The sequence below is a fragment of the Mycobacterium sp. ACS1612 genome (genome assembly GCF_001667505.1).
In the GTDB taxonomy this organism is placed as follows: Bacteria; Actinomycetota; Actinomycetes; order Mycobacteriales; family Mycobacteriaceae; genus Mycobacterium.
Genome location: NZ_LZHZ01000026.1, coordinates 1 through 20750 on the forward strand (window position 1 = coordinate 1; position 20750 = coordinate 20750).

17 protein-coding genes are annotated in these 20750 nt (G+C 64.0%); 8 read left to right on the forward strand and 9 right to left on the reverse strand.

The features are described 5' to 3' along the window. Positions 1-163: 163 nt before the first annotated feature. Entirely contained in the window at positions 164-532 is a 369-nt protein-coding gene (locus A5724_RS10635) for a hypothetical protein (protein ID WP_369830620.1), read from the forward strand. Here the strand turns inward: A5724_RS10635 and A5724_RS10640 are convergent. Next, positions 527-2401 carry an ABC transporter ATP-binding protein/permease gene (locus A5724_RS10640; protein WP_067800535.1) on the reverse strand — a complete coding sequence of 625 codons (1875 nt, stop codon included), beginning with the start codon at positions 2399-2401 and terminating at the stop codon, positions 527-529. The two genes, A5724_RS10635 and A5724_RS10640, sit on opposite strands and share 6 nt — an antisense overlap. A 142-nt stretch (positions 2402-2543) precedes the next feature. Here A5724_RS10640 and A5724_RS10645 point away from each other — a divergent pair, with 142 nt between their 5' ends. The 4 genes from A5724_RS10645 (at position 2544) to A5724_RS10660 (ending at position 8210) form a co-directional block, all read left to right on the forward strand. After that, positions 2544-4316, forward strand: coding sequence for an ABC transporter ATP-binding protein (locus A5724_RS10645; protein WP_067800538.1), 1773 nt, complete (start codon positions 2544-2546; stop codon positions 4314-4316). 190 nt (positions 4317-4506) lie between these two features. Next, positions 4507-5265 carry a hypothetical protein gene (locus tag A5724_RS10650; protein ID WP_067800541.1) on the forward strand — a complete coding sequence of 253 codons (759 nt, stop codon included), beginning with the start codon at positions 4507-4509 and terminating at the stop codon, positions 5263-5265. Positions 5266-5607: 342 nt separating this feature from the next. Then, entirely contained in the window at positions 5608-6759 is a 1152-nt protein-coding gene (locus A5724_RS10655; protein WP_067800543.1) for a hypothetical protein, read from the forward strand. A gap of 242 nt (positions 6760-7001) precedes the next feature. Then, complete coding sequence (locus A5724_RS10660; RefSeq protein ID WP_232004778.1) at positions 7002-8210, forward strand: PE-PPE domain-containing protein; 1209 nt, start codon at positions 7002-7004, stop codon at positions 8208-8210. Positions 8211-8224: 14 nt separating this feature from the next. Here the strand turns inward: A5724_RS10660 and A5724_RS10665 are convergent, their stop codons facing one another. Then, a complete protein-coding gene (locus A5724_RS10665; RefSeq protein ID WP_232004779.1) occupies positions 8225-8869 on the reverse strand; it encodes a sensor domain-containing protein in 645 nt (214 codons plus the stop codon). Positions 8870-8915: 46 nt separating this feature from the next. Further along, positions 8916-9413, reverse strand: coding sequence for a hypothetical protein (locus A5724_RS10670; protein ID WP_156752224.1), 498 nt, complete (start codon positions 9411-9413; stop codon positions 8916-8918). A gap of 436 nt (positions 9414-9849) precedes the next feature. On the opposite strand from A5724_RS10670, the gene A5724_RS10675 reads away from it, so the two are divergent. The 3 genes from A5724_RS10675 to A5724_RS10685 are packed head-to-tail and all read left to right on the forward strand — an operon-like array spanning position 9850 to position 11908. Continuing rightward, positions 9850-10536 carry an MspA family porin gene (locus A5724_RS10675; RefSeq protein ID WP_067800552.1) on the forward strand — a complete coding sequence of 229 codons (687 nt, stop codon included), beginning with the start codon at positions 9850-9852 and terminating at the stop codon, positions 10534-10536. Between the two features lie 29 nt (positions 10537-10565). After that, positions 10566-11222 (forward strand): MspA family porin, encoded by a 657-nt coding sequence (locus A5724_RS10680; protein WP_067800656.1) that lies wholly within the window; start codon positions 10566-10568, stop codon positions 11220-11222. 8 nt (positions 11223-11230) lie between these two features. Further along, the gene (locus tag A5724_RS10685) at positions 11231-11908 is read left to right on the forward strand and encodes a hypothetical protein (protein ID WP_067800559.1); all 678 of its coding nucleotides are present in this window, start codon (positions 11231-11233) and stop codon (positions 11906-11908) included. 75 nt (positions 11909-11983) lie between these two features. Here A5724_RS10685 and A5724_RS10690 read toward each other — a convergent pair whose 3' ends face one another. The 6 genes from A5724_RS10690 to A5724_RS10715 form a co-directional block, all read right to left on the reverse strand. Further along, a complete protein-coding gene (locus tag A5724_RS10690) occupies positions 11984-13222 on the reverse strand; it encodes a thiolase family protein (protein WP_067800659.1) in 1239 nt (412 codons plus the stop codon). 15 nt (positions 13223-13237) lie between these two features. Further along, positions 13238-13585 (reverse strand): hypothetical protein, encoded by a 348-nt coding sequence (locus A5724_RS10695; protein WP_067800562.1) that lies wholly within the window; start codon positions 13583-13585, stop codon positions 13238-13240. 41 nt (positions 13586-13626) lie between these two features. Next, entirely contained in the window at positions 13627-13956 is a 330-nt protein-coding gene (trxA, locus tag A5724_RS10700) for a thioredoxin (RefSeq protein WP_067800566.1), read from the reverse strand. Continuing rightward, positions 13953-14918 carry an NAD(P)/FAD-dependent oxidoreductase gene (locus tag A5724_RS10705; RefSeq protein WP_067800570.1) on the reverse strand — a complete coding sequence of 322 codons (966 nt, stop codon included), beginning with the start codon at positions 14916-14918 and terminating at the stop codon, positions 13953-13955. The genes trxA and A5724_RS10705 overlap by 4 nt, the downstream gene beginning before the upstream one ends. A 197-nt stretch (positions 14919-15115) precedes the next feature. Further along, positions 15116-17392: a LuxR C-terminal-related transcriptional regulator gene (locus A5724_RS10710; RefSeq protein WP_067800662.1), complete on the reverse strand. Its 2277-nt coding sequence runs from the start codon at positions 17390-17392 to the stop codon at positions 15116-15118. Between the two features lie 520 nt (positions 17393-17912). Beyond that, a complete protein-coding gene (locus tag A5724_RS10715; RefSeq protein WP_067800573.1) occupies positions 17913-20726 on the reverse strand; it encodes a LuxR family transcriptional regulator in 2814 nt (937 codons plus the stop codon). Positions 20727-20750 lie beyond the last annotated feature (24 nt).

Genomic DNA, 20750 nt, shown 5'->3' on the forward strand with positions numbered 1-20750 from the left:
CAGCCCTAAACCCATAACCCAGAGTGTCAAGGATCAGCCGAAACAGATCCGTCAACCGTCAACCGACTCTGAACAGGGGTGCTCCATTACCGCTGGTACGAGCGCGTCTGGGCCGGTACCGATCGGCGTCGACGCGGCCATCGCGGCACGAGGCGGCTAAGCGATGCCTTACGCTGACGTCGAATCGCAGCGACAGAAGGACACGTTGATGCCGTGGTTTCTCGCCCTCCAGAGCACTGCAAGCATGACCAATCAGCCGTCGGTCTACGAGCTTCAAGACGGGGTCGACGTCGACAAGATCTCCGAGGAACTCCTCAGCTCGGCCACCCTGGACCGGGCGGTCCGCATCCCCGCTGTGCTTCAGCAGAGCACCGGCGCGAAGCAGAGCGTCAACGTCTACATCCGGCCCGCCGCGTGGGGCATGTGGATGTTCTATCAACTGTCCGAAGAAGAGCGGCGTCAGGCGATGGCGCAGAACCCGTTGCTCAACGCGCTCTCACAGGCGGCCCAACAACAACGCGGTGGGTCATAGCTTCGAGGTCAGCATCTCGAGGCGACGATCGTGCAGCGCCTCCAGCGCGCTGTGGTGACTGACGCTCACCACCACCGTCTCGGGTAACTCCGCGCGCAGCAGTTCGTACAGCGCGACCGCCAGCCCCTCGTCCAGGGCGGACGTCGCTTCGTCGAGGAATACCGCCTCGGGCCGAGCCAACAGCACCCTGGCGAACGCCACGCGCTGCTGCTCCCCCGGCGAGAGCACCTTCGCCCAGTCCTGCTCGTCGTCGAGACATGCGCGCAAGTGCGGCAGGGAAACCTGGCCGAGCACTTCGCGCAGCCGGTCGTCGGCGACGTCGCCACCGCTGGCCGGGTACGACAGCGCCGTGCGCAGATCGCCGAGCGGCAGGTACGGCAGCTGCGAGACGAACATCGTGGCGTGCGCACCTGCGGGCCTGCGCCAAGCCCCGGTCGCGGCGGGCCACAACTCGGCGAGGCTGCGCAGCAGTGTGGTCTTGCCGCTGCCCGAAGGCCCCGTGATGACTAAAGACTCACCGCGCTCGAGGCGAAGATCGAGCGGGCCGATCAGGTTCTCACCCGCCGGGGTGCGGACCGCAACGCCGAGCAGTTCGACGGATCCGTCCGGACTGGGCTCACTCGGCAGCACCGGCAGCGCACGCGCCCGCTCGTTGGCCTCCGCCAGCCCGTCCAGCCGGATGACGGCCGCGTTGTAGCTGGCGAACTGGCTGTACGCGTTGCGGAAGAACGACATTCCCGACTCGATCTTGCCGAACGCACCGGCGGACTGCATCACGTCGCCCAGCTTGATCGTGCCCGCGAACAGCCGCGGCGCCTGTAGCACGAACGGCAGCGGCAGGATCGTCTCGGTCACGGTGTAGTTCCAGCCGATCAGCCCGAGAGTCTTTCGGACATAACGCCGATAGTTGGATATGACGGCGTCGAACCTCTTGTCGAGCAGGTCACGTTCGGCCTTCTCGCCGCGGTAGAAGCCGACGGCTTCAGCCGAATCCCGCAGCCGCATCAAGGCGTACCGAAACGCCGCGTTCGTCTGCTCATTGCGGAAACTCAACCGGATCAGCGGATGTCCGATCCGGAAAGCGACGAACGACGCGGTGAGCACGTAGGCAATCACGATCCAGAACAACGCTTTTGGAATCTCGATACCGAGAAACATCAACGAGCCCGACAGTCGCCAGAGGATCACGGTGAACGACGCCACCGAGGCCACCGAATTGATCGCCCCGAACAGCAGAATGCTCTGCGAGTAATACGACGGGACGTTGGGGCCGGTGCCCACCCCGGTGGTGAGGACGTCGATGTCCTGCTGGATGCGTTGACCCGGGTGGTCGACGGCAGATTCGATGAAGCGGGCACGGTAATAGGCGCGACCGGCCAACCAGTCCCCCATCATCCGGTCGGTCAACCACACCCGCCATCCGATGATGAACCGCTGCGTCAGGTACGTGTCGACCACGATGCGGCCGACATGGATCGCGGCCAGGATGCAGAAGATGACGATCGCGGTCCAGAACCCGTGGATTCCTGAGTTGCGTTGCGCGGCATTGTGCGCGCCCACACCCTGAAACGCCACCTGCAACGCCGAGTAGACGTCGTTGTTGTAGTAGCTGAGCAGGACGGCGATGCGCACCTCCACCATCACCGATCCCAGTAACACCGCAAGGGTGATCCAGACGGGCAGGCTCGCGGCGCCGGTGAAGTAACCGCCGGTGACGCGCCAGAACCGATTGGCCCACATGGTGTATCGAATCAGCAGCGCACCGATCACCACCACGCACAGCGCGCTGAGCGCCCACGCCTGCAGCACCCACAATGCGGACAGCACGACCTGGTCGCCCCAGTCGATCGACGACTTGAACCTTTCCAACCGACCACCCCTCCAACAGACCACGGAGAATTCGCGCAGTATCGACCCTCCATCTGAACAACGTTCAAACAAGCGCGACGCCGACAGCACGCCGCTGTTACGGTTCGGCTGAAGATTGTCTGCGAACCAGGAGACGCCAACCGTGCCGCCACTGCTTCGAGACCTGCTGCGTCCCTACCGATCCACCTTCGCAGTGATCATCGCGGCAACCTTCGTGTCGATGGCCATGACGCTGGCGGCGCCGTGGCCGCTCAAGGTGATTCTCGACAACGTCGTCGGGAGCCACCGCCCGCCGTCGTGGATCGTCTGGCTGTTTCCGATGGTCGGGGGCAGCACGAAGACCGACATCGCCGCCGCGGCCGGGATCGCCACGGTGGCAATCGCTGTCGTGAGCGGAGCCGCCTTCTACGTCGCCAGCTATTCGACCGAGAAGCTCGGGCAAAACATCGGCAACGACCTACGGGTTCGTATCTATCACCACTTACAGGAACTGTCGCTCGCGTATTACGACCACAACCGGATCGGCACCATTCTCAGCACACTTACAACAGATGTGCAGACGATCCAGAGCTTTGCGTCGACTTCCACCCTCAACCTGCTCACCGATGCGCTGACGTTGGTCGTGATGACCGTGGTGATGCTGGTGCTGCGTTGGGATTTCGCACTGATCGCCCTTGCCGTGGCCCCACTGCTGATCGTGTTCCTGATCCGCGTCAACAAAGCCATCAAGACGGCCGTCATCGAAGTGCGCACCCGCCAGTCCGACCTTCTCTCCACGCTGCAGGAGGGTCTGCAGTCGATCGAAGTGGTGCAGGCGTATTCGCGGGAGGACTACGAGGATCGCCAGGTTCAGAAATCCAGCAAGGACACCGTGACTGCCTGGCTCAGGACCCGACGGTTGTCGGCAATGCTTTCGCCCGTAGTGAGTTTGGTGATCGCGGTGTGCACAGGCCTGGTGCTCTGGCGCGGCGCGTTGCTGATCCTGGCGGGAACGATGAGCGCAGGCGCTTTGACCGTTTTCCTCGCTTATCTCGCGCGGTTCTTCCAACCCGTACGCGCGCTGTCGCAGATGACCAACACCCTGGCCCAGGTGTCGGTTGGCTTTCAGCGTGTCACGGCCGTCTGCGACGCCGACACTGTGATCCCGGAGCGCGCGGCCCCAATCGAACCGCCACCGTTCAAGGGCGAGATCACGTTCGAGAACGTCTCGTTCGGCTACGACGCCCAGACGCCGGTGTTGCGGGACATCTCGTTCACGATCGGCCCGGGGCAGATGGTGGGGATCGTCGGGCCCACCGGCAGCGGCAAGTCAACTCTGGTGAGCCTCATCCCGCGCTTCCGCGATCCATCAGGCGGTCGGATCACGATCGACGGAGTCGACATCACCGACTACACCCTGCACGGTCTACGCACCCAGATCGGTTTCGTGCTCCAGAACACGGTGCTGTTGCGCGGCACCATTGGCGACAACATAGCGTTCGGCAGGCCCGACGCCAGCGATGACGAAATCGTTTTGGCGGCCAAACTGGCGAACGCCGACGAGTTCATCATGCGCATGCCCGACGGTTACCACAGCCTGGTCGGCGACCGCGGTTCGACGCTGTCCGGTGGTCAGCGGCAACGGATCGGGATCGCTCGAGCACTGATCCGCAACAACCCCATCCTGATCCTGGACGAGCCAACTGCCGCACTCGATGCCGAATCCGAGCACTTCGTCATCGAGGCTCTGGAACGACTGATGCAAGGCCGCACGGTGGTCATCATCGCCCACCGCCTCAGCACACTGCACGACGCGCACAAGATCATCGTCGTCAGGGACGGCCTGGTGGCAGAGGACGGCACACAGGCCGAACTGTTGCAAAGGGGCGGTGTCTACGCCGAGTTGCACCGCCTGCAGTTCGACCAGTCACCTTAAATAGTGCCCGAGCAATATTGATGCCCAACGTTTTCCAAACTCTGGCTTAACGGTTGGTGGACCGAACCTGGACGGTACCGAGGTTCGCTGCGAAGAGAAGAGCCGTTGTTGTTCCCTTGCTAGCATCCCGCTAATCCACCGCTTGGGTTGGAGATCTCTTCAGCAAGAACACAGTTAAGGAGACCACTGGATGCTTACCTTGCGCGATCACGGCGTGCAGGACTATGCGGCGCTGCGCCACATGGACACCACCGACGTCGGCGACCTGAGCGATGATGACCGCGCCTGCCTCGCGGAGTTGGGCGAGTACCTCAGCAGTTCCGAGGCGTGGCAGCGTTTCGGTATCTGGTTGCTTCACAAGCATTTCGAGCCCCTACCTGGCGAAGTGTTCGTCGAGCACTCCATGCACTCACCGCGACGCACCGAAACCACTCCTGCCATGCGGGCGGACTTCGCCGCTACGGGACTGAGCACCACCGCATTTCGGTTCGACGATGCGCCCTCCGACGGCGTAGCCGTGGTCGGCATGGAGTTCGCGGAACCGGACGACTTCGGAGACGCCGAGCCACTGAGCGATGACGATGAAGCGATCCTGACCGGCATCTGCGAGCGACTGAAAGCACACGACAAGATCGAGCGGTTCGGTGTTCGGTTGATCCGCAACCCTCTCGGTCTCACGGAGAACGAACTGCTCCACGAGACGTGCGACAGCGCGACCCGGACGCTGCACTGCACCGTCGGCGAGCGGGACGTGATGCTGGCCAACCTAGACACCATCCAGACCGCGTGGAAGTGGCGGGTGGTGTCGGACGGCGTTCACGCGGTGGTGATGCAAGAATGCACCGCCGGATGCGTGCGCGTCGGCGAGGGCCACGACGTCGCCCACAGCGCGGCCGGTACGGATGACTTCGACAACCCCACCGAGGGCGGGCCGAACCAGCCGTTCTGATATTCGACAAAAGCAGCCCCTCCGCCGTTGCAATGGCGGGGGGCTGTTTTTGTCAGAGAATCGTTTTTTGACAGCAAGATAACGGCTAATTCTCAGCAATAGAGCGGCCATACCTGTTGTGCGGCAATGTAACTCGTGTCGTCAGATGAACGGAAGGCAAAATTCAGTTTGCGAGTTCGCGTCGGTTACCGGTCGAATTCCATACGTCGGTAAAATGACCAGGAAAAGCGCTCAATCATTACTAGTGAAAACGTCGACTCTCGGCTAGTTTCTGCGTGTCCAATTCTTTGCCTCTTCTTACCCACAGGGGTCGACGTGAAAGTTAGTAAGTCCACTGCGCTGATGGCCGGAGCCAGCACGATCTGCATCGCTGCTGCTTCGGGCACGGTCGAGCCGCAAGTTCAGCTCGCCGCGCATGAGGAAAGCCCGCCCGTTCGTGTGGTCACTTCGGACTACACGCTGGCCGCATCGGTGAATCCGCTGGCGCTGGCCGAACTTCCGTTCAAGTACTACTTCACCATCGCGTCGACGCTGGGCAATCTGGCGGCCTTCGTGCCCCCGGTCAACTCGGCCACCGGCGCGTTCTTCCAGGGCCAGTTCGAAAAGATCCCGCCGCTGCTGCAGCAGGCCGTCGCCGCCGAGGCCAAGGCGATCCAAGCCGTTATCGCGTTGCCAACCACGCTGGTGAACGGGCTCAGCGCCGTCACCACCACCAATGCGTTGGCCAAGGATGTGGCGTCGCCGGCCGCGGCCACGCCCACGGCTTCAGCCGGCGGCCTGGTGCCGATCGCCGAGTTGCCGTTCCAGCTCTACTTCACCGTCGCGTCGACGCTGGGGAATCTGGCCGCCTTCGTGGCTCCGGTCAACTCGGCCACCGGCGCGTTCTTCCAGGGCCAGTTCGAAAAGATTCCTGCGCTGCTGCAGACGGCGTTCACCAATGAACTCGCCGCCATCAACAAGGTGCTGGCACTGCCTGCGACGGTGGCTTCGATGGTTGGCAGCGCCCTCAGCGGCGTGACCGCGAGTGCACTGACGACCGGTCGGAGCAGCATCGAACTGCAGGCGCTGTCAGCGGCATTGAGCACGCCCACCAAGACCGAGAAGAGCACGACCGAGATGGCGGCGTCCAGCGTCACCGACAGTGACGCCACAAAGGTCAAGGGGTCCGCTACCACGACCCCGAAGACCACCTCCGGTAGCGAGACCAAGGGCGCGACGGCTGCAACGGGAACCGCAGCCACCGGCACCGAGACACACGAAACCGGCACGGGCACAACGGGGGCGGCCACGACCGGGACGACCGCCACGGAAACCAAGGACGCCTCCGACACCAAGGACGCGAAAGACGCCAAGGACTCCAAGGACTCCAAGGACTCCAAGGACTCGGGGGCAACCGGCACCAAGCATGCCGGCCACACCGACCACAAGAAGGGCACCGGCGAGGGCCACGCGAGCAGCACCAAGAAGGCGCAACACGGGGCCGGCAAGAAGTAGGCCCACCGAAGGTCGGCGTCGCGGATGCTCTGTCCGTGACGCCGACCTTTTCGATGGGACCGCGACTCGCTCGACGCGCGGCCGGCGCGGTAGGTTGCTACCGAGGACATCCAGGGGAGCCGGGAGTGAGCAACACCAAATCAAAGCGCGTGAACAGGGTCGCCGTCGGGATCGTAGCCGTCGGCGTTGCAACGACCGTAGCAACGGTTGCTGCCACACAACCGGCGTCTATCTCGACTCCGTTGGTCGACCTGACGGCCCTGATCGTCGTCGGCAGTTCGACCCACCCCGACGGCAGCGGCAACGAGAACTTCTTCAACGGGATGTTCAACGCCCCGCCCTACAACTCCGGCGACGACCTCGAGCACGTCAACTTCTTCACCGGCCCGTTCGGCATCAACGAGGCGCTGCAAGCCCATTCAGGCGAGGACAACGCGGTGCTCTCGTCGGGCTGGGGCGCGGCCAACGCCAGCCTGCTGCTGATGGCGCTGCAGGCCACGAAGGATCCCGTGCTCACCAAGACGGTGTTCATTCTCGACAACAATGTCGCCCGGCCCGACGGCGGCTTCGGGACCCGTTATCCGTGGTTCGCCCTCATCGGCGTCAACCCGATCCCGTCGCCCACCAACACCGACGCCCTCGGCGTGGTCGACGTCGGCTACCAGTATGACTACAACTCCAACGCGCCCGCCGACGTGCTCAACCCCGTCGCCGCAGTCAACTCCCTTGTCGCATACCTGTACCGCCGCCTCAACCAGAATGACCTCGATCTACCGGTCAATCCCGATGGATCACCCTCCGTCACATGCGGGAGCGCCAACACCTGCGGCGTTACGGACAAGGGTGCCGTCCTGGCCTGCCCGGACGCGCGGTGCGCCGATGTCCCGGAAGGCGACCGGGTCGCCGCGTACGTGACACAGCGCGGGAAGACGACGTACGTCACCTACACGACCAACGGACTGCCGCTGACGAATCTGATTCGCGACGTGGTGCCGTTCGGCGACGCGATCGCCGACCTGACGGAACCGGTGCTGACCGCGATCGTCAACTCCGCATATCCGCACGGCAACCCCATCCCTGCCGACCCGAGCAAGTACCAGCCCGCGACTCCGTTCTCGTCGCTGCCTCAACTGGTCTCGACCGCCGTCGACCACACGACCCCGGCGAGCCAGGCAACCTCGGTGTCCTCGGCAACCCGGGAGACCGAATCCACGTCGAAGATCGCCACCGAAGAGCCGACGGTCGAGAAGAAGCAGCCGAAGCGCCACGTCGTGCGCGACAGCAAGAAGGCCGTGCCCGCGGCCACCGCCGAGGACAACCCGCCGTCAAAGTCGGATTCCGATGTGGCCGTTGACAACCCGACCAAGACCAAGCCGGACGACAGTGGCGTGTCGACTCACAAAGAGGACGCGCCGAAGCCCGGCAAGGACGAAAAACCCGACAAGTCCTAGCGGGCAACCTCGGCTCAGCGGGGAAGTTTCGACGTGATCTTGCCTGCAACAGCGACGGCATCGCCGTCTGCGGACTGCTGTTGCGGCCTACACGCCTGTACGTCGAGGATCAAGTTCGCCACCAGCGTCAGTGAATGCTGGCAGGACCTGGTTTGATCGCCGCTGCCACGCACGAATGGCATCGCAAGTTGGGTATCGCTCTTCGCGAGGTCACCACTGACCCACTTCGGCAAAGCCTGTCCGTTGAGTTGGATGTTGAGTGTGTGATTGGTGCACTTCGACCATCGGTCAGCCGACTCGGTCAAGAACTTGTGCGCCGCGTCGGCGGTGCGGTAGGACACGATGGACTGCACCACGAGATAGTTCCAATGCTCGTTGTCCGGTGTGCGAACGAGCTGCTGGCGCACCGACTTCCAGTTGCTCGACTCGTAGATCGACGATTGATTGACCTGCCACACGCCCAGACAGTTCAGGTTCGGCAGCAGATTGCGGTTGTCGCTCATCTGCGACACGGGCGTGTGCGGAGTCATGCCGGTCGTGCCCATCACCGTGTTCAATTCCTCAGCGCTGAGCAGTGACTCCGTCAACACCGAATCTGGCACCGACTTCGTCGGCACGGCTGCGCCCGACACCGTGCCGCCGCCGCAGCCGGTCAACATGACACTGAGCGCGCAAAGCGCCCCAAAAACGTTGCGCATCACGTTGTTACGCGTGCGTTCCCGCCGCAGCGCACGCTTCCTGAACCTGCTCGGCCTGATTGTTCATCTCGGTTGCGGTGCTGTTCAGACTGTCCCCTGGGATCCGCAGTCCCATCTTGACGAGCAGCTTGCTTGCCCCCAACGACCAGATCCGCATCGGATTCGCGATCGACGGGTCCAGCCCAGGGGTGCCCGCCGCCTGCATCGCCACGGCCGCCGCCTGCCGAAGGGCGGTCCTGCCCGTCAAATTGCTGGTGTCGACGGCCGGATCCGAGTAGTTGGACCCCTCGATCGAGTCGGCGAAGTCCCCGTAGTAGTTCGACGAATCGTCAAGCACCTGAGCGAAGGCTCCGCACGCCGACACCGCGGGCTGGCTCGCATCGTCCGATGGGTCCACCGCGGTCACCACCACTGGCGGCGACGACTGATCCCCTGCGCCGTCGGCGTCGTCGGCCATCGCAATCGGCGCGACCGCCAACCCGATCCCGACGGCGACCACAGACACGGCAATGGTTCTCCCGCACACGTGTGGTGACTTCAAGTTTCCTCCGGTTGATTCGGTCTCGCGGGTCTGATTGTTTGCGCTGACCCGCTACGACGCGTTGTAGCGATCGGCCCAGCCACGTCGACGAGCCCCGTGCTGCCTCGAGGGCGATACGGAACGAAAACCACGGTCTGCGGGCCAGGTGTCCGGATGGTGAATTGACGGCGAATGGACACTATCCACTTGCCGTCCATCGGCTTTCGTGCGCCTGTGAGGGGCTTTTCAGCTGCATGTGATAGGCGAAGAAGCGCCGGCTGCGGACGCTTGTTAGACGGAAACGCGGCGCGAACTGTTCGGGGTCCGTTCACCGTTTGGAAACCCCACCATTAGAGGCTCCCTCGCGACACACCCGTTATGAATCCGTTGTGTCCAGACCACGAGAGGCGCTACCCCAAACATGTTGAATCGCTTTGCCATGTTGGCATCCGTCTGCGTTGCGATACCGGTCGCGACCGTCGCGCCCCTCGCGCACGCCGACCCGCCTCCGCCAGCCGATCCGGCGGTACCTGTGAACGCCACCAACCCACTGCCGCCAGAAGGCGCCGTCCCGTCAGGTCCTCCGGGAGTGCTCGACACCCCGGACGGTTGGCACCTCGAGGTGGTCGGCAGCAATGAGACCCAGCTGCCGGTCGCCCCGCTGACCACCGCGATCTCGTCGCGCGAATACCTGATCGCAGGTACCTTCACCGGCAAGATCAGCGGTGGCGGCAAGACCAAGCTGAACGGCGGATCGATGGAGGCAGGCGAGCAGATCGGCTGCGGCATCATTTCCGACGAAACGGAGGTCAACCCGGGCGCGAGCTTCACTCCGGGCATCTCGATCCCGTTCACAGGCAACGGAACAGGCGGTTTCGGTGTCAGCCTGCAGGCCAAGGTGTACCTCAAGCCCGGCACCGTGACGACCGTAGCCATCGACAAGAAGTCGTTCAAGGGCAATACGACCCGCATCACGATCACGGGTGTGCGGATCAAGACCGACCAGTGCGCCGGCCAGTCCTTCATCCGCTCGTACGCAACGCTGACGAGCTCGACCGACAACACCGACGACGTCATCACCTACCTCGGCGTCACCAAGGCCGTTTAATCCACGTCGATCTCGAAGGAAAGAAAACAATCGTGAATCGCTTTGTCGCACTGGCTTTCTGCTCGCTGATTCCGCTCGGTCTCGCGCCGATCGCGTCGGCTGACCCCGACGATGACGGCCCACCGCCGGACACCGGCGTTGTCGAATCCTCTCCCCCGACCGTGGTGACCTCCCCGGACGGTTGGGTGCTGACCGTCGTCGCCAAGGACGAGACCCAGTTGCCAGTGGCGCCGTTGACGACGGCGGTCTCCTCGCGCGAGTACCTGGTGGGCGGCACCTTCACCGGCACGGTCACCGGCAGCGGCAAGACCACGCTGAGCGGCGGCACGCTGGAGGCCGGCTACCAGATCGGTTGCGGCATCGAACTCGGCCAGGTCCGTCTCATCGGCCAGGCCGGTATCAGCACCTCGGGTTCGTCGATCACCGGCGGCTTGATCCCGACCGGTATCAGCTTCCCGCTGTCCGGCACCATCGAAATCCACCCGAAGCCGGGCACGGTGTCGACGGTCACCGTCGACAAGAAGACGTTCAAGGCCGCGCCGGTCCGCGTCACGCTGAAGGACACCCACGTCAAGGTCGACGGCTGCGTGGGTCAGTCCTTCATCCGGTCGTACGCCACGCTGACGAGTTCGACCACCGATACCGACGACGTGGCGGCCTACTACGGCGTCACCAAAGCGGTCTGACGTCAGGTATGCCTTTGAACCGAAAAGCGTTGGCTGTCGCGAACATTGCGGCCGCCGGGTTCATCACGGTTGGTGCTGCGGTCGCCTTCGCGGCGACCGCAGCCGCCGACCCACCGCCGGATCCCGCGCCCGCGCCGGGTGACCCCGCGCCGCCACCGCCGCCGGGTCAGACGGTGCCGATGATGGGTGGCGCTCCGCTGGGACCGGAGGGCCTCGGAGTGCTGACGCAGACGGGGCAGCAGGCCAATCCCGATGCCCTCGGTGCGCCCCCGGTCACGGGCATGGATGCAAGCACGGTGCTTGGCCAGAACCCGATTCCCGCCCCTCCCGGTGGTAGCCCGGGCGCTGTACCGAATCTCAACGTGTTCAACAACGCCTACGGCGTCCAGCAGTGTTTGAAGCCGTCGGCGCCGGGCAAGTGCGAGGAGTTCGGCGTCGATCCGGGCCAGGAGAATGCCGACGTCACCCGTCGGCAGTGGTTGGGCCGGTACATCGACATGTACCGCGCCGGGATGCTCAAGGGTGGACTGCTCGGCCAGGTACCGCAGGAGCAACTGGGTGAACCACTGCCGGGCACCGCGCCGCCGCCGGGCACCAACATTCCGCCAGGGTTGGTGCAGTTCCAGCCAGATCCGCCGCCCCCGCCGGACGCACCGCCGCCACCGGTGCCTCCACCGCCGGGCTGAGTTGTTCAGCGCCAACGGATTCGAACGTCGACGGGGCCATATCCGCGAGGGTGTGGCCCCGTTTACCGATTTCGGTCAAGCGGCTTGGGGGTTTTCCAGCACCATTGCCACGCCTTGGCCGGATCCGATGCAGACACCGATGGCACCGTAACGTAGCTGTCGCTCGCGTAGCTCGATGGCAAGGGTCAGCGCGTAACGTACACCGGTAGCGCCGAATGGATGCCCGATGGCCACGGCACCCCCGTTGGGAGTGAGTTTGTCGTCGGGAACTCGGAATCCGTCGAGTTGGTTGGGCAACTCCCGCAGTACTCCAAGGGCCTGCGCGCTGAAGGCCTCGTGGATTTCCCAAACATCGATCTGTTGGGGCGTCAAGCCCGCGCGTCGTAGCGCCAGCGGTAGCGCCCAGGCGGGGGCAATCCCCATCAGTAGTGGGTCATTGCCGTAGACCGCCGAGGACACCACCCGGGCCAGTGGGACGACGCCGAGGTCGGCGGCTCGTGCGGCCGATACCAGGATCAGTGCAGCGGCCCCGTCGGACAGCGGTGTGGAGTTCCCCGCCGTCATCTGGGTGGTTCCAGGCTGGGCAGGTAGGGCGGCCAACTGCTCGAGCGTGGTGTCGTCACGGATGAATTCGTCGTGACTTATGGTGCGCTGCGGGGTTTTTCGGGTCCCCGGTATGGTCACAGGCATGATTTCCTTGGCGAGTCTGCCCGAGTCGCGGGCGGCACGGGCGTGCTGTTGGGAGCGCAGCGCGAATGTATCGATCTCTTCCCTACTGAGTTGGTAGCGATCAGCGACGTTCTGGGCGGTTTCGATCATGCCGATGTATGCATTGCGGCCCAACAAGGCCGGATTGGGTGGGCCGCCTGCACCGGACCACATGGTGTCGAGCAGCAACTGGGGTCCCCTTGGGCTGAACGGGGCTTCGCCTTTCATGTACGCGAACCCGGAGCGCGACATAGACTCGGCGCCGCAAGCGATCCCGACACCGAGGTCGCCTGCTTTGATCGCATGCGCGATCATGGCCATGACGCTCAGTGAGGATCCGCAGAACCGATTGATGGTGGCCCCCGCCGCGCCGTCTGGGAACCCGGCGGCCAGCGCGGCCCAGCGGGCCAGGTCTCCCATGCCTTCGTGCGCGGGATTCACGCAACCGGCGATGATGTCTTCGATCTGGTCACGATCGACACCGACGCGTTCGCAGGCCCCGACCAAGGCCAGGCCCAACAGGTCGTCGAGGCGTAAATGCGACAGAGACCCGCCGTAGCGAGCGAACGGTGTGCGCACACCGCCGAGAAGGTAGGCGTCAGTCAACACTGGTTTCAGCGGTCAAGCAGATTCGGCGGCGTTCGAGACATCGGGGCAGCCATCGTTGATCCATTGTTCAATCGCCCGTATGGAGTCGTCCGGCACCGGGTCGAAACCGACTGGCATGCGCGGAAATTCCGCACCGGGTCCCGATCCGAACGGTGGCTCGCCTTTTAGAGACAAGATCAAATTCGAGTGCGCCCCGTCGCCGGACACCAGGATCGGATGCCCGAGCAGCTTCATAGTGACGAACTCATCCCGAGTGACACCGCGCCAGAAGGCGTGATGCGGTGGGCCTACCACAGTTTCTGGACCGTTGACGGCCGCATCGAGGATATCGACAACCTCACGAAAGGTATTGATGACCATTTGTTTCTCCTTATAGGTGTGGCTGATAACGCCTGGGTTTTTCAGAGATGATCACTGAGTTCGGCTAGGAGGGCGGTCTTCCCGCGTGTGCCAACGAGGCGGGCGACCGGGTCGCCTCCCTTGAAGACGATCATGGTAGGGATCGACACCACCTGGTATTGCCGAGTGGTCGTGGGATTAGCGTCGACGTCGAGCTTGGCGACGGTGAGGCGATCGCCGTTCTCGGCGGCGATTTCTTCGAGCACTGGCGCCACGGCACGGCAAGGGCCGCACCACTGCGCCCAGAAGTCCACCAGTACCGGCGTGGCGCTGTCGAGGACGTCGGCCGCAAATGAGGCATCGGTAACTGTGATCGGTGAGGATTGAGTCATGCTTTAGCGTTGTCCTTTCTGAGGGTGACATTGATTGGGGCAGAACGCGACTGAGCGAGCCAGCTCTGCACGTCGAGGGCGGCCCGGCAGCCGCTGGCGGCAGCGGTGACCCCTTGGCGGTACCGACAGTCGATCAGGTCGCCTGCGGCGAAAACACCATCGACATGGGTGTGGGTGCTCTGGTCTCTGGTGCGGACGTAGCCGCGGGCATCGAGGTCAATCAGTCCGTCCAGTGAAGTAGAGTTGGGAGTTTGACCGACGGCCACGAACACCGCATCCAGGTCGATGTCGCAGACCGTTTGGGCACCGCGCACACGCACCCCGGTGACGTGGTGTCGCCCCGTAATTTCGAGCACTTCGGTGCGTTGGAGGACAACTACATTGGGCTGAGCGCGCAACCGGGACACGATGCCTCTCGACGCGCGCAACTGAGGCCGATGGTGGATGACGATCACGCGGCGGGCCAGAGTCGACAGAAAAATGGCCTCTTCTGCGGCCGCATCGCCGCCTCCGACTACGGCGACTTCGCGGCCCGCGAACTGGTCACCGTCTCGCTTGGCGCTGACGCTGACTCCGCGGCCGCGCAACTCACGCTCCCCGGGCACACCGAGTGACCGATGCACTGAACCCATCGCGAGAATGAGCGCTCCGGCGTGGCACAGGTCATCCTCGACCGCGACCGACTTGACCTCTCCTTCGAGATCGAAACCGTCGACGTCGCCGGCGTGGAATTCGGCACCGAATCGGCGGGCTTGTGCGCGCATCGCGCGGGCGAGGTCAGGTCCACCTACAGGCGTGGCAAAGCCGGGGTAATTTTCCACCCGCCCTGCGGCCATCAAGGCACCACCGGGCTGATGCCCCTCGATGACCAGGGTGTCGAGTCCTGCCCGTGCGGAGTAGATCGCCGCGGCGCAGGCGGCGGTACCTGACCCGACGATGATCACGTCACGGACCCGGTACATCAACGCTTTTCGCTCGGACGACTCAGCGCATCGCCGCCTGAATGCATCGTCTAGTCCTCTTCGATCTGATCGCCTCGGCGTCCGAAGGCCCGGTCTCCATCAGGTTTGCGCCGAGTGGGGTGACTGGTCATCACCCTGCGCCCTCTTCACCCGGGTGATTACTGGTGGACGGGCTTCATGCCGCATCAGTTGGCGAGCTAGAGGAGGCCGAGTTCATGGCCCCGTTTGACCGCCACAGCGCGGTTCTCCACGCCGAGTTTGCGGTACAGGCCGCGCTGGTGGCTCTTGACCGTGTTTATCGAGACGTACAACCTCTGGCCGATCTCGCGGCGCGACAGCCGGGTAGCCAGCAGCCGAAGAACCTCGTGTTCTTTGGCGGTGAGCTCTTCGACGACAGCATCGCTCCGGTTTCGAGGACGCGCCGCAACGCACGCGCTGCGCGGAGAAGAAGTGAGCATCGTTCGCGCGATATCGGCGTCCGCACAACGCCGAAGCAGCGTGTCGGCCTCCATTCGGCTCGCCGTCACGGTCTGGTGATCGCCCAGGTCCTCGGCGATCGCGGCCCTGACTACCAGCGCCTTCGCGAGTTCCAGGAATCCGGCTCCCGCGCGAGCCAAGCTGACAGCCCGCTCAGCCGCGTCCGCGGCAGCAGCCTTCTGGCCGCGCCCGTCGAGGATCATGGCCGCCGCTAACGACACGATCGCATTGACGAAGTGCTCGCCACTGGCCAGATTCGTAGCGATGCCGGTTGCCCGACGAATTTGGTGCTCGGCCTCTGCGAGCTGACCAGATTCCGCCGCAATGAGGGACAGATAACCCAACGAATAGATGCCGCGCCGCCGATCCCCGAGCTTCTCCGCCAACTGCGCGGCATCGCGGAAGGCGGCTTGGGCCTCGCCGATGCTGCCGGAGAAGTACAGCGCGGAGCCATAGATGGAGCACGCCGCCGACCGTGCCTGCTGCGCATTCTTGAAATCGAGCGTTTTCGCGCGGCAAGCCGCCTCGAGCGCCCCGGTGACGTCGCCTGTCTTGAACGCGTGAACCTCATGCAGGACGACCAGCTGAGCACCGATGCCGGGATCGTCGGCGGTGTCGGCTGCGGATTCGTTTTCGACCACGTGAATCCAATAACGCGCGTCGTCGAACCGACCTACGTTCAACGCGATCCACGCACGCGCCACGCTCAGCCGCGGATCCTGTCGGATAGTCCGCTCGGGGAGGAGATCAAGCCAGCCCGAGACGGTGGACAGCCCGCCGTTGTTGAATTCGTTTATCCAGTCCGCAGCGATCAGATCGGCACTCCCGGCGACGTCGCCCGCCGCGACCAAGTGGCGCACCGCCTCATCGATCAAGCCCTCGCCCTCGAACCATGCCGCAGCGCGCCGATGCAAAATGTTGACCAAGTCGGGCTCGCTGCGACTCAATTCCGCGCGCAGCAACTCGCCGAACAGGTGGTGGTACCGGTACCAGCGACGCGACGCGTCCATCGGCACCACGAACAGGTTCTCGCGCTCCGCTCTTTCCAACACCGCCGCCGAACCACACGTTTGCAATACCGCGTCGCACAACGGACCGTTGAGCCGATCCAACACCGAAGTGCGTAGCAGAAAGCCGCGCAGGTGCGGCGGCTGGCCGTCGAGGACTTCGGTCATCAAATAATCGACGATATGACGGTTGTCACCGGCGAACGTCCTGAGAAACCCCGCGGCGTCAGCACGGCCGGCGACGGAAAGAGCAGCAAGATACAGGCCCGCAGCCCACCCTTCGGTGCGCCGGTGCAGAAGTTCGATATCCGCCTGAGCCACATCGAGTGCGAGGACGTCGCTCAGCAACCGACCGGCCTCCTCCGAACTGAAACGCAAATCATCGCTGCGCATTTCGGTCAAATCACCGCAAGCCCTCAACCGCGCCAACGGCAACATCGGATCCGACCGGGTTGCCACCACCACATGCATATTCGCAGGCATCCGGTCGATGACAAAAGCCAACTGCTCGTGAACCGCCCGATTCAGCACCAAGTGGTAGTCATCAAGAACCAGCACCATCGGCTCAGCGAAAGAATCCAAATCGTTCATCAGAGTAGGCAGTACCACCTGGATTGGGTCAGCACCCATCACCAACAACTCCACCGCGCGAACTCCGATGGCTGGACTGATCTTCTGCAGTGCAGCGACCACGTACATCCAAAACCACACTGGGTCGTTGTCAGAACGATCAAGCGACAACCACGAAAAACCTTGGCACTCAACATTACTGCACGCCCACTGCGCCAACAAAGTCGTCTTGCCCCAACCCACAGGTGCACTCAACAATGTCAACCTACGGGTCCGTCCCGCCGACAACGCCTCCAATAGACCCGGCCGCTCAAGCAGGTGGGCGCCAACAGCCGGAACATGCAGCTTGGTCCCGAGCAGAACTGCCTGCGCAGCTGCCTCTTCGGCAGCGTTGTCGCTATGCGCCACCGAACCGGACATGCCACACGGTGATCGCATCGCTTCGAGTGGCGCGGTCCGCAGAATCATTGCGGGTGATCTACGGCACTGACCACCTGAGCCGTCGCCGGACTCAGATTCTGCCGACAGCTCGACGATGTTGTGTTGACCCGCGCTAACACCGTGCCCCCTCACCGTGGTTCTCCTCTTCCTCCACCATGCGTTGACTGCTGACTTTGATCACAGCGCTGGGCTCGAACTTCGAGCGTCTCAAGAAGGAGTGAAATTCGCGTCTTCGCCCGCTCAATAGTGTCGGGACACCAACGCGTACCCGCTTACGCCGAACACGACCGGTATCATCGTCAATATTCCCAGCAATGTGCTCATGATCAATTCCTCTGTGTCCGTTGGTCTCCGGCGGCCGCCAAAACGGAGCGGTTGCGGCGATCAAGGGTTCACTGACCACGTTGACAGGCGCACACAGCCTTCACCATCGACCAACGGGCGATCTTTAGCAGTGGGTCGGCGTAGAACTACCTGGCTCCATGTATTGACCGGCTGGTCAATCGGATGGCGGGCGGATGAACTGCGCCAATTCGGCGCGAGACGCGATGCCAAGCTTGGCGAAGGCATTGTGCAGATGCGTTTTCACCGTGTGAGGCGATAACTTCAGTCGCTCCGCCACAGAGCGATTGGTTGCGCCTTCTGCGATCAACTCGACCACCGTGAGTTCCGAATCGGTGAGACTCTCCCAACCGGTTTTCGCTCGGGGTTGTGTGACGATGCGCCGTTCGGTGCCCAGCCTGCGCAGCGCACGGCCGACTCGGCGGGCATCGGCGGTTGCGCCGCACTCGATGTAGGTGTCGAACGCCGCATTGAGCTGGTCAAGCGCCTCAGCGTCGCGCTGCGAACGACTCAACTCCCGCCCCGCGTCCTCGGCAGCACTCGCATAGAGGAGTGGCCGCGAAGACGCGCGGAGCACTTCCGCGGCAGCCAGCAATGCTGGCGCGTCACGCTCGAGAATCCCGCGGGCATATCCGGCCACCCCTGCGAACAGCGGCACCGCGGGCTGCTCGCATTCCAGTACCTCGCTGGCCTGCAGGACGCGTGCGCGCAAACCGGCATCACCGGCGGCCGAGGCTACGCGCGCGGTCAGGATCAACCGGTCGAAGGCATAGGCCTGCATCGGTGTTCCGAGTAGGGCGATATCACCGCCAAGCCACCGCACGGCTTCATGAACGTCATCACGCTGCCATGCGGCCATCGCGAGCACATACGCAGCTCCTCGACGGATGGCAGGCGAGCCAGTGGAGTAGGCGTCCTCTGCGTCATTAATCATCTGCTGCAACACGTTTCGGTCATCCGTGCGTACCGCCACCGAGGCCAGAATCACGATGCGCAGCAGGTCAGGCTCGCTCGCGCCTGTCGGTTGAGGGCGCGGCAGAGGCTCAGCCGCGTCCCGAGCGGCCGACAACCGGCCGGCAGCGAGCTCAACAATCCCACCTATAACAGCCCACATGTTGAGAACCATCGCGTTGCCTTCCCGGCGGGCTCGTCCTATGCCGTCGGCGACCCGCCCTGCGGCGTCGTCCAACCGGCCGAACACCGTCAGCAGGATGGCGTAGTGCATCGCGGCATAGCCATGCGCCGAGGCTGCATCGTTGGTGTAGCTACCCGAACAAAGCTGTTCGAGGCGGCTTAGTGCCCGAAGCCTCTGCCCCGCACCAATATCGAGCAGCGCGAGGGTGATCTCGGCCATGATCGTGGCTTCGAGATCACCGGTGGCTGACGCGGCGGCTGCCGCCTCGTCGGCTGCCGTGCTCCACTGCCGACTCTTGTCCTGTAACGCAAGGTTGTAGGCCAGCCACGCCAGATGCCGCGCCCGGGTGACCTCGCTGATGCCGCCCAACTCGAGCGCCCGGCGATTCTCCTCCGCGCGCCGCTGAGTGCTGTGCCTGGTGTGCGCCGGGAGCCGGAGGCGGATCTCGGCCTCGATTTCGGGCGACGCCGCACGTGAGAGCGCCACGACCGCCAAGTCTTCGGCCTCGCCGTGGCGACCTGCCCGGTTGAGCCACTCCACCGTTTCCGCGACCACAGACCCATGCTCGGCGGCATCGGAGGGTGACAGTTCCAATGCGCGCTTGCTCAAGTCCGCGGCCGCGCTCGCATCGCCGCGGCCTACCGATTGCGCCGCTTGCCGTAGCGCCTCGATCGCCTCTCGGTCTCCCGTCTCGGCGCTGCGCGCGAGCTGGATGGCCACCTCGGCGGGCGCTGCGCCGAGACTCAGCATGACCGAGGCCGATTGGCGCTCCATCGCCCGCCGCAGCGACTGGGGAAGGGACTGGCGGGTGGCCTCGCGCAGCAGGTCGTGCCGAAACCTCAACTGCTCACCGTCTTCGACGAATAGATCCGCGCGCACCGCCTCCTCGAGTGCCGACAGCAACGAAACCGGCTGGCGGCTCAGCATTGCGGCCAGCAAGCCCGCCGAGAACCGGTCCGGCAGCACCGCGGCCACCCGCACCACCTCGGAAGCATCCTTGGAGAGCAGGTCGAGTCGCTGCTGCATACCGACGCTTAGCCGCCGCGGCAGCGCATCCCCAGTGGCCACTGCACGCCCGCCGCTGACGTTCAGTCGGTCCTCCTCGCCCAGACCCTCCACAAGCTCGGTGATCAGGAACGGATTTCCGTGCGCCTTGGCGGCCAGATTCAACAGCGACGCGTCTGCTTTCGCGCGGACAGCGTCGCTGACCATGTCGGCGACCGCATCCGGCGTCATGGCACCCAATTGCAGAAATGTGGCATCCGCGCGATGTAGCACCGACAAGGTCTCCTGCACCGCAGGCCCACCGGCGCCGGTGCGGGTAGTCAAGACCCATAGCACCGCCACATCCCGCGCCGCGGCGGTCAGCGAGCGCAGCGCCAACAGCGTGCCGGTATCTGCCCAGTGGATGTCCTCCAACACAATCACCAACGAGGTGTCCGCGGCCGCTGCACGGATTGCGTTGGCCAAATCATGCACCACCCAGTAGCGCAGATCCGCCGAGCCGCCCAACCTGCGCAACGCCTCGGCGTCTCCCACAGGAGGATCGGCGTTGAGCGTCGCCATGAACAGCGCGAAAAATGGCACCGTCTGCTGATACTCGAATGCCTCACCGAACAGCGCCCGAACACCGGTCTCGTCGGCAAGCGAGAAAACCTCGGTCAACAACCGGCTCTTCCCAATGCCCGGCGGCCCCTCGATCACCAATACGCCCCCGCGCCCCTGAGCCACCGCCGCAATCAGCGCACCGACCACCGCAAGCTCGTGCACCCGTCCACGAATCGGAGTGACCAGACGTTGGCCACCGATGTCGAAGAGACCGGTTGGAGGCCCCATCGGGTGTCCTGTCTACCGTTGATC

Excerpts from the sequence above, each read along its gene's own strand:
- A5724_RS10635 (WP_369830620.1), top strand. The coding sequence starts at position 164 with ATGCCTTACGCTGACGTCGAATCGCAGCGACAGAAGGACACGTTGATG.
- A5724_RS10650 (WP_067800541.1), top strand. The coding sequence starts at position 4,507 with ATGCTTACCTTGCGCGATCACGGCGTGCAGGACTATGCGGCGCTGCGC.
- A5724_RS10655 (WP_067800543.1), top strand. The coding sequence starts at position 5,608 with ATGGCCGGAGCCAGCACGATCTGCATCGCTGCTGCTTCGGGCACGGTC.
- A5724_RS10665 (WP_232004779.1), bottom strand. The coding sequence starts at position 8,869 with ATGTTGACCGGCTGCGGCGGCGGCACGGTGTCGGGCGCAGCCGTGCCG.
- A5724_RS10675 (WP_067800552.1), top strand. The coding sequence starts at position 9,850 with ATGTTGAATCGCTTTGCCATGTTGGCATCCGTCTGCGTTGCGATACCG.
- A5724_RS10685 (WP_067800559.1), top strand. The coding sequence starts at position 11,231 with ATGCCTTTGAACCGAAAAGCGTTGGCTGTCGCGAACATTGCGGCCGCC.
- A5724_RS10695 (WP_067800562.1), bottom strand. The coding sequence starts at position 13,585 with ATGGTCATCAATACCTTTCGTGAGGTTGTCGATATCCTCGATGCGGCC.
- trxA (WP_067800566.1), bottom strand. The coding sequence starts at position 13,956 with ATGACTCAATCCTCACCGATCACAGTTACCGATGCCTCATTTGCGGCC.
- A5724_RS10705 (WP_067800570.1), bottom strand. The coding sequence starts at position 14,918 with ATGTACCGGGTCCGTGACGTGATCATCGTCGGGTCAGGTACCGCCGCC.
- A5724_RS10710 (WP_067800662.1), bottom strand. The coding sequence starts at position 17,392 with ATGTCCGGTTCGGTGGCGCATAGCGACAACGCTGCCGAAGAGGCAGCT.
- A5724_RS10715 (WP_067800573.1), bottom strand. The coding sequence starts at position 20,726 with ATGGGGCCTCCAACCGGTCTCTTCGACATCGGTGGCCAACGTCTGGTC.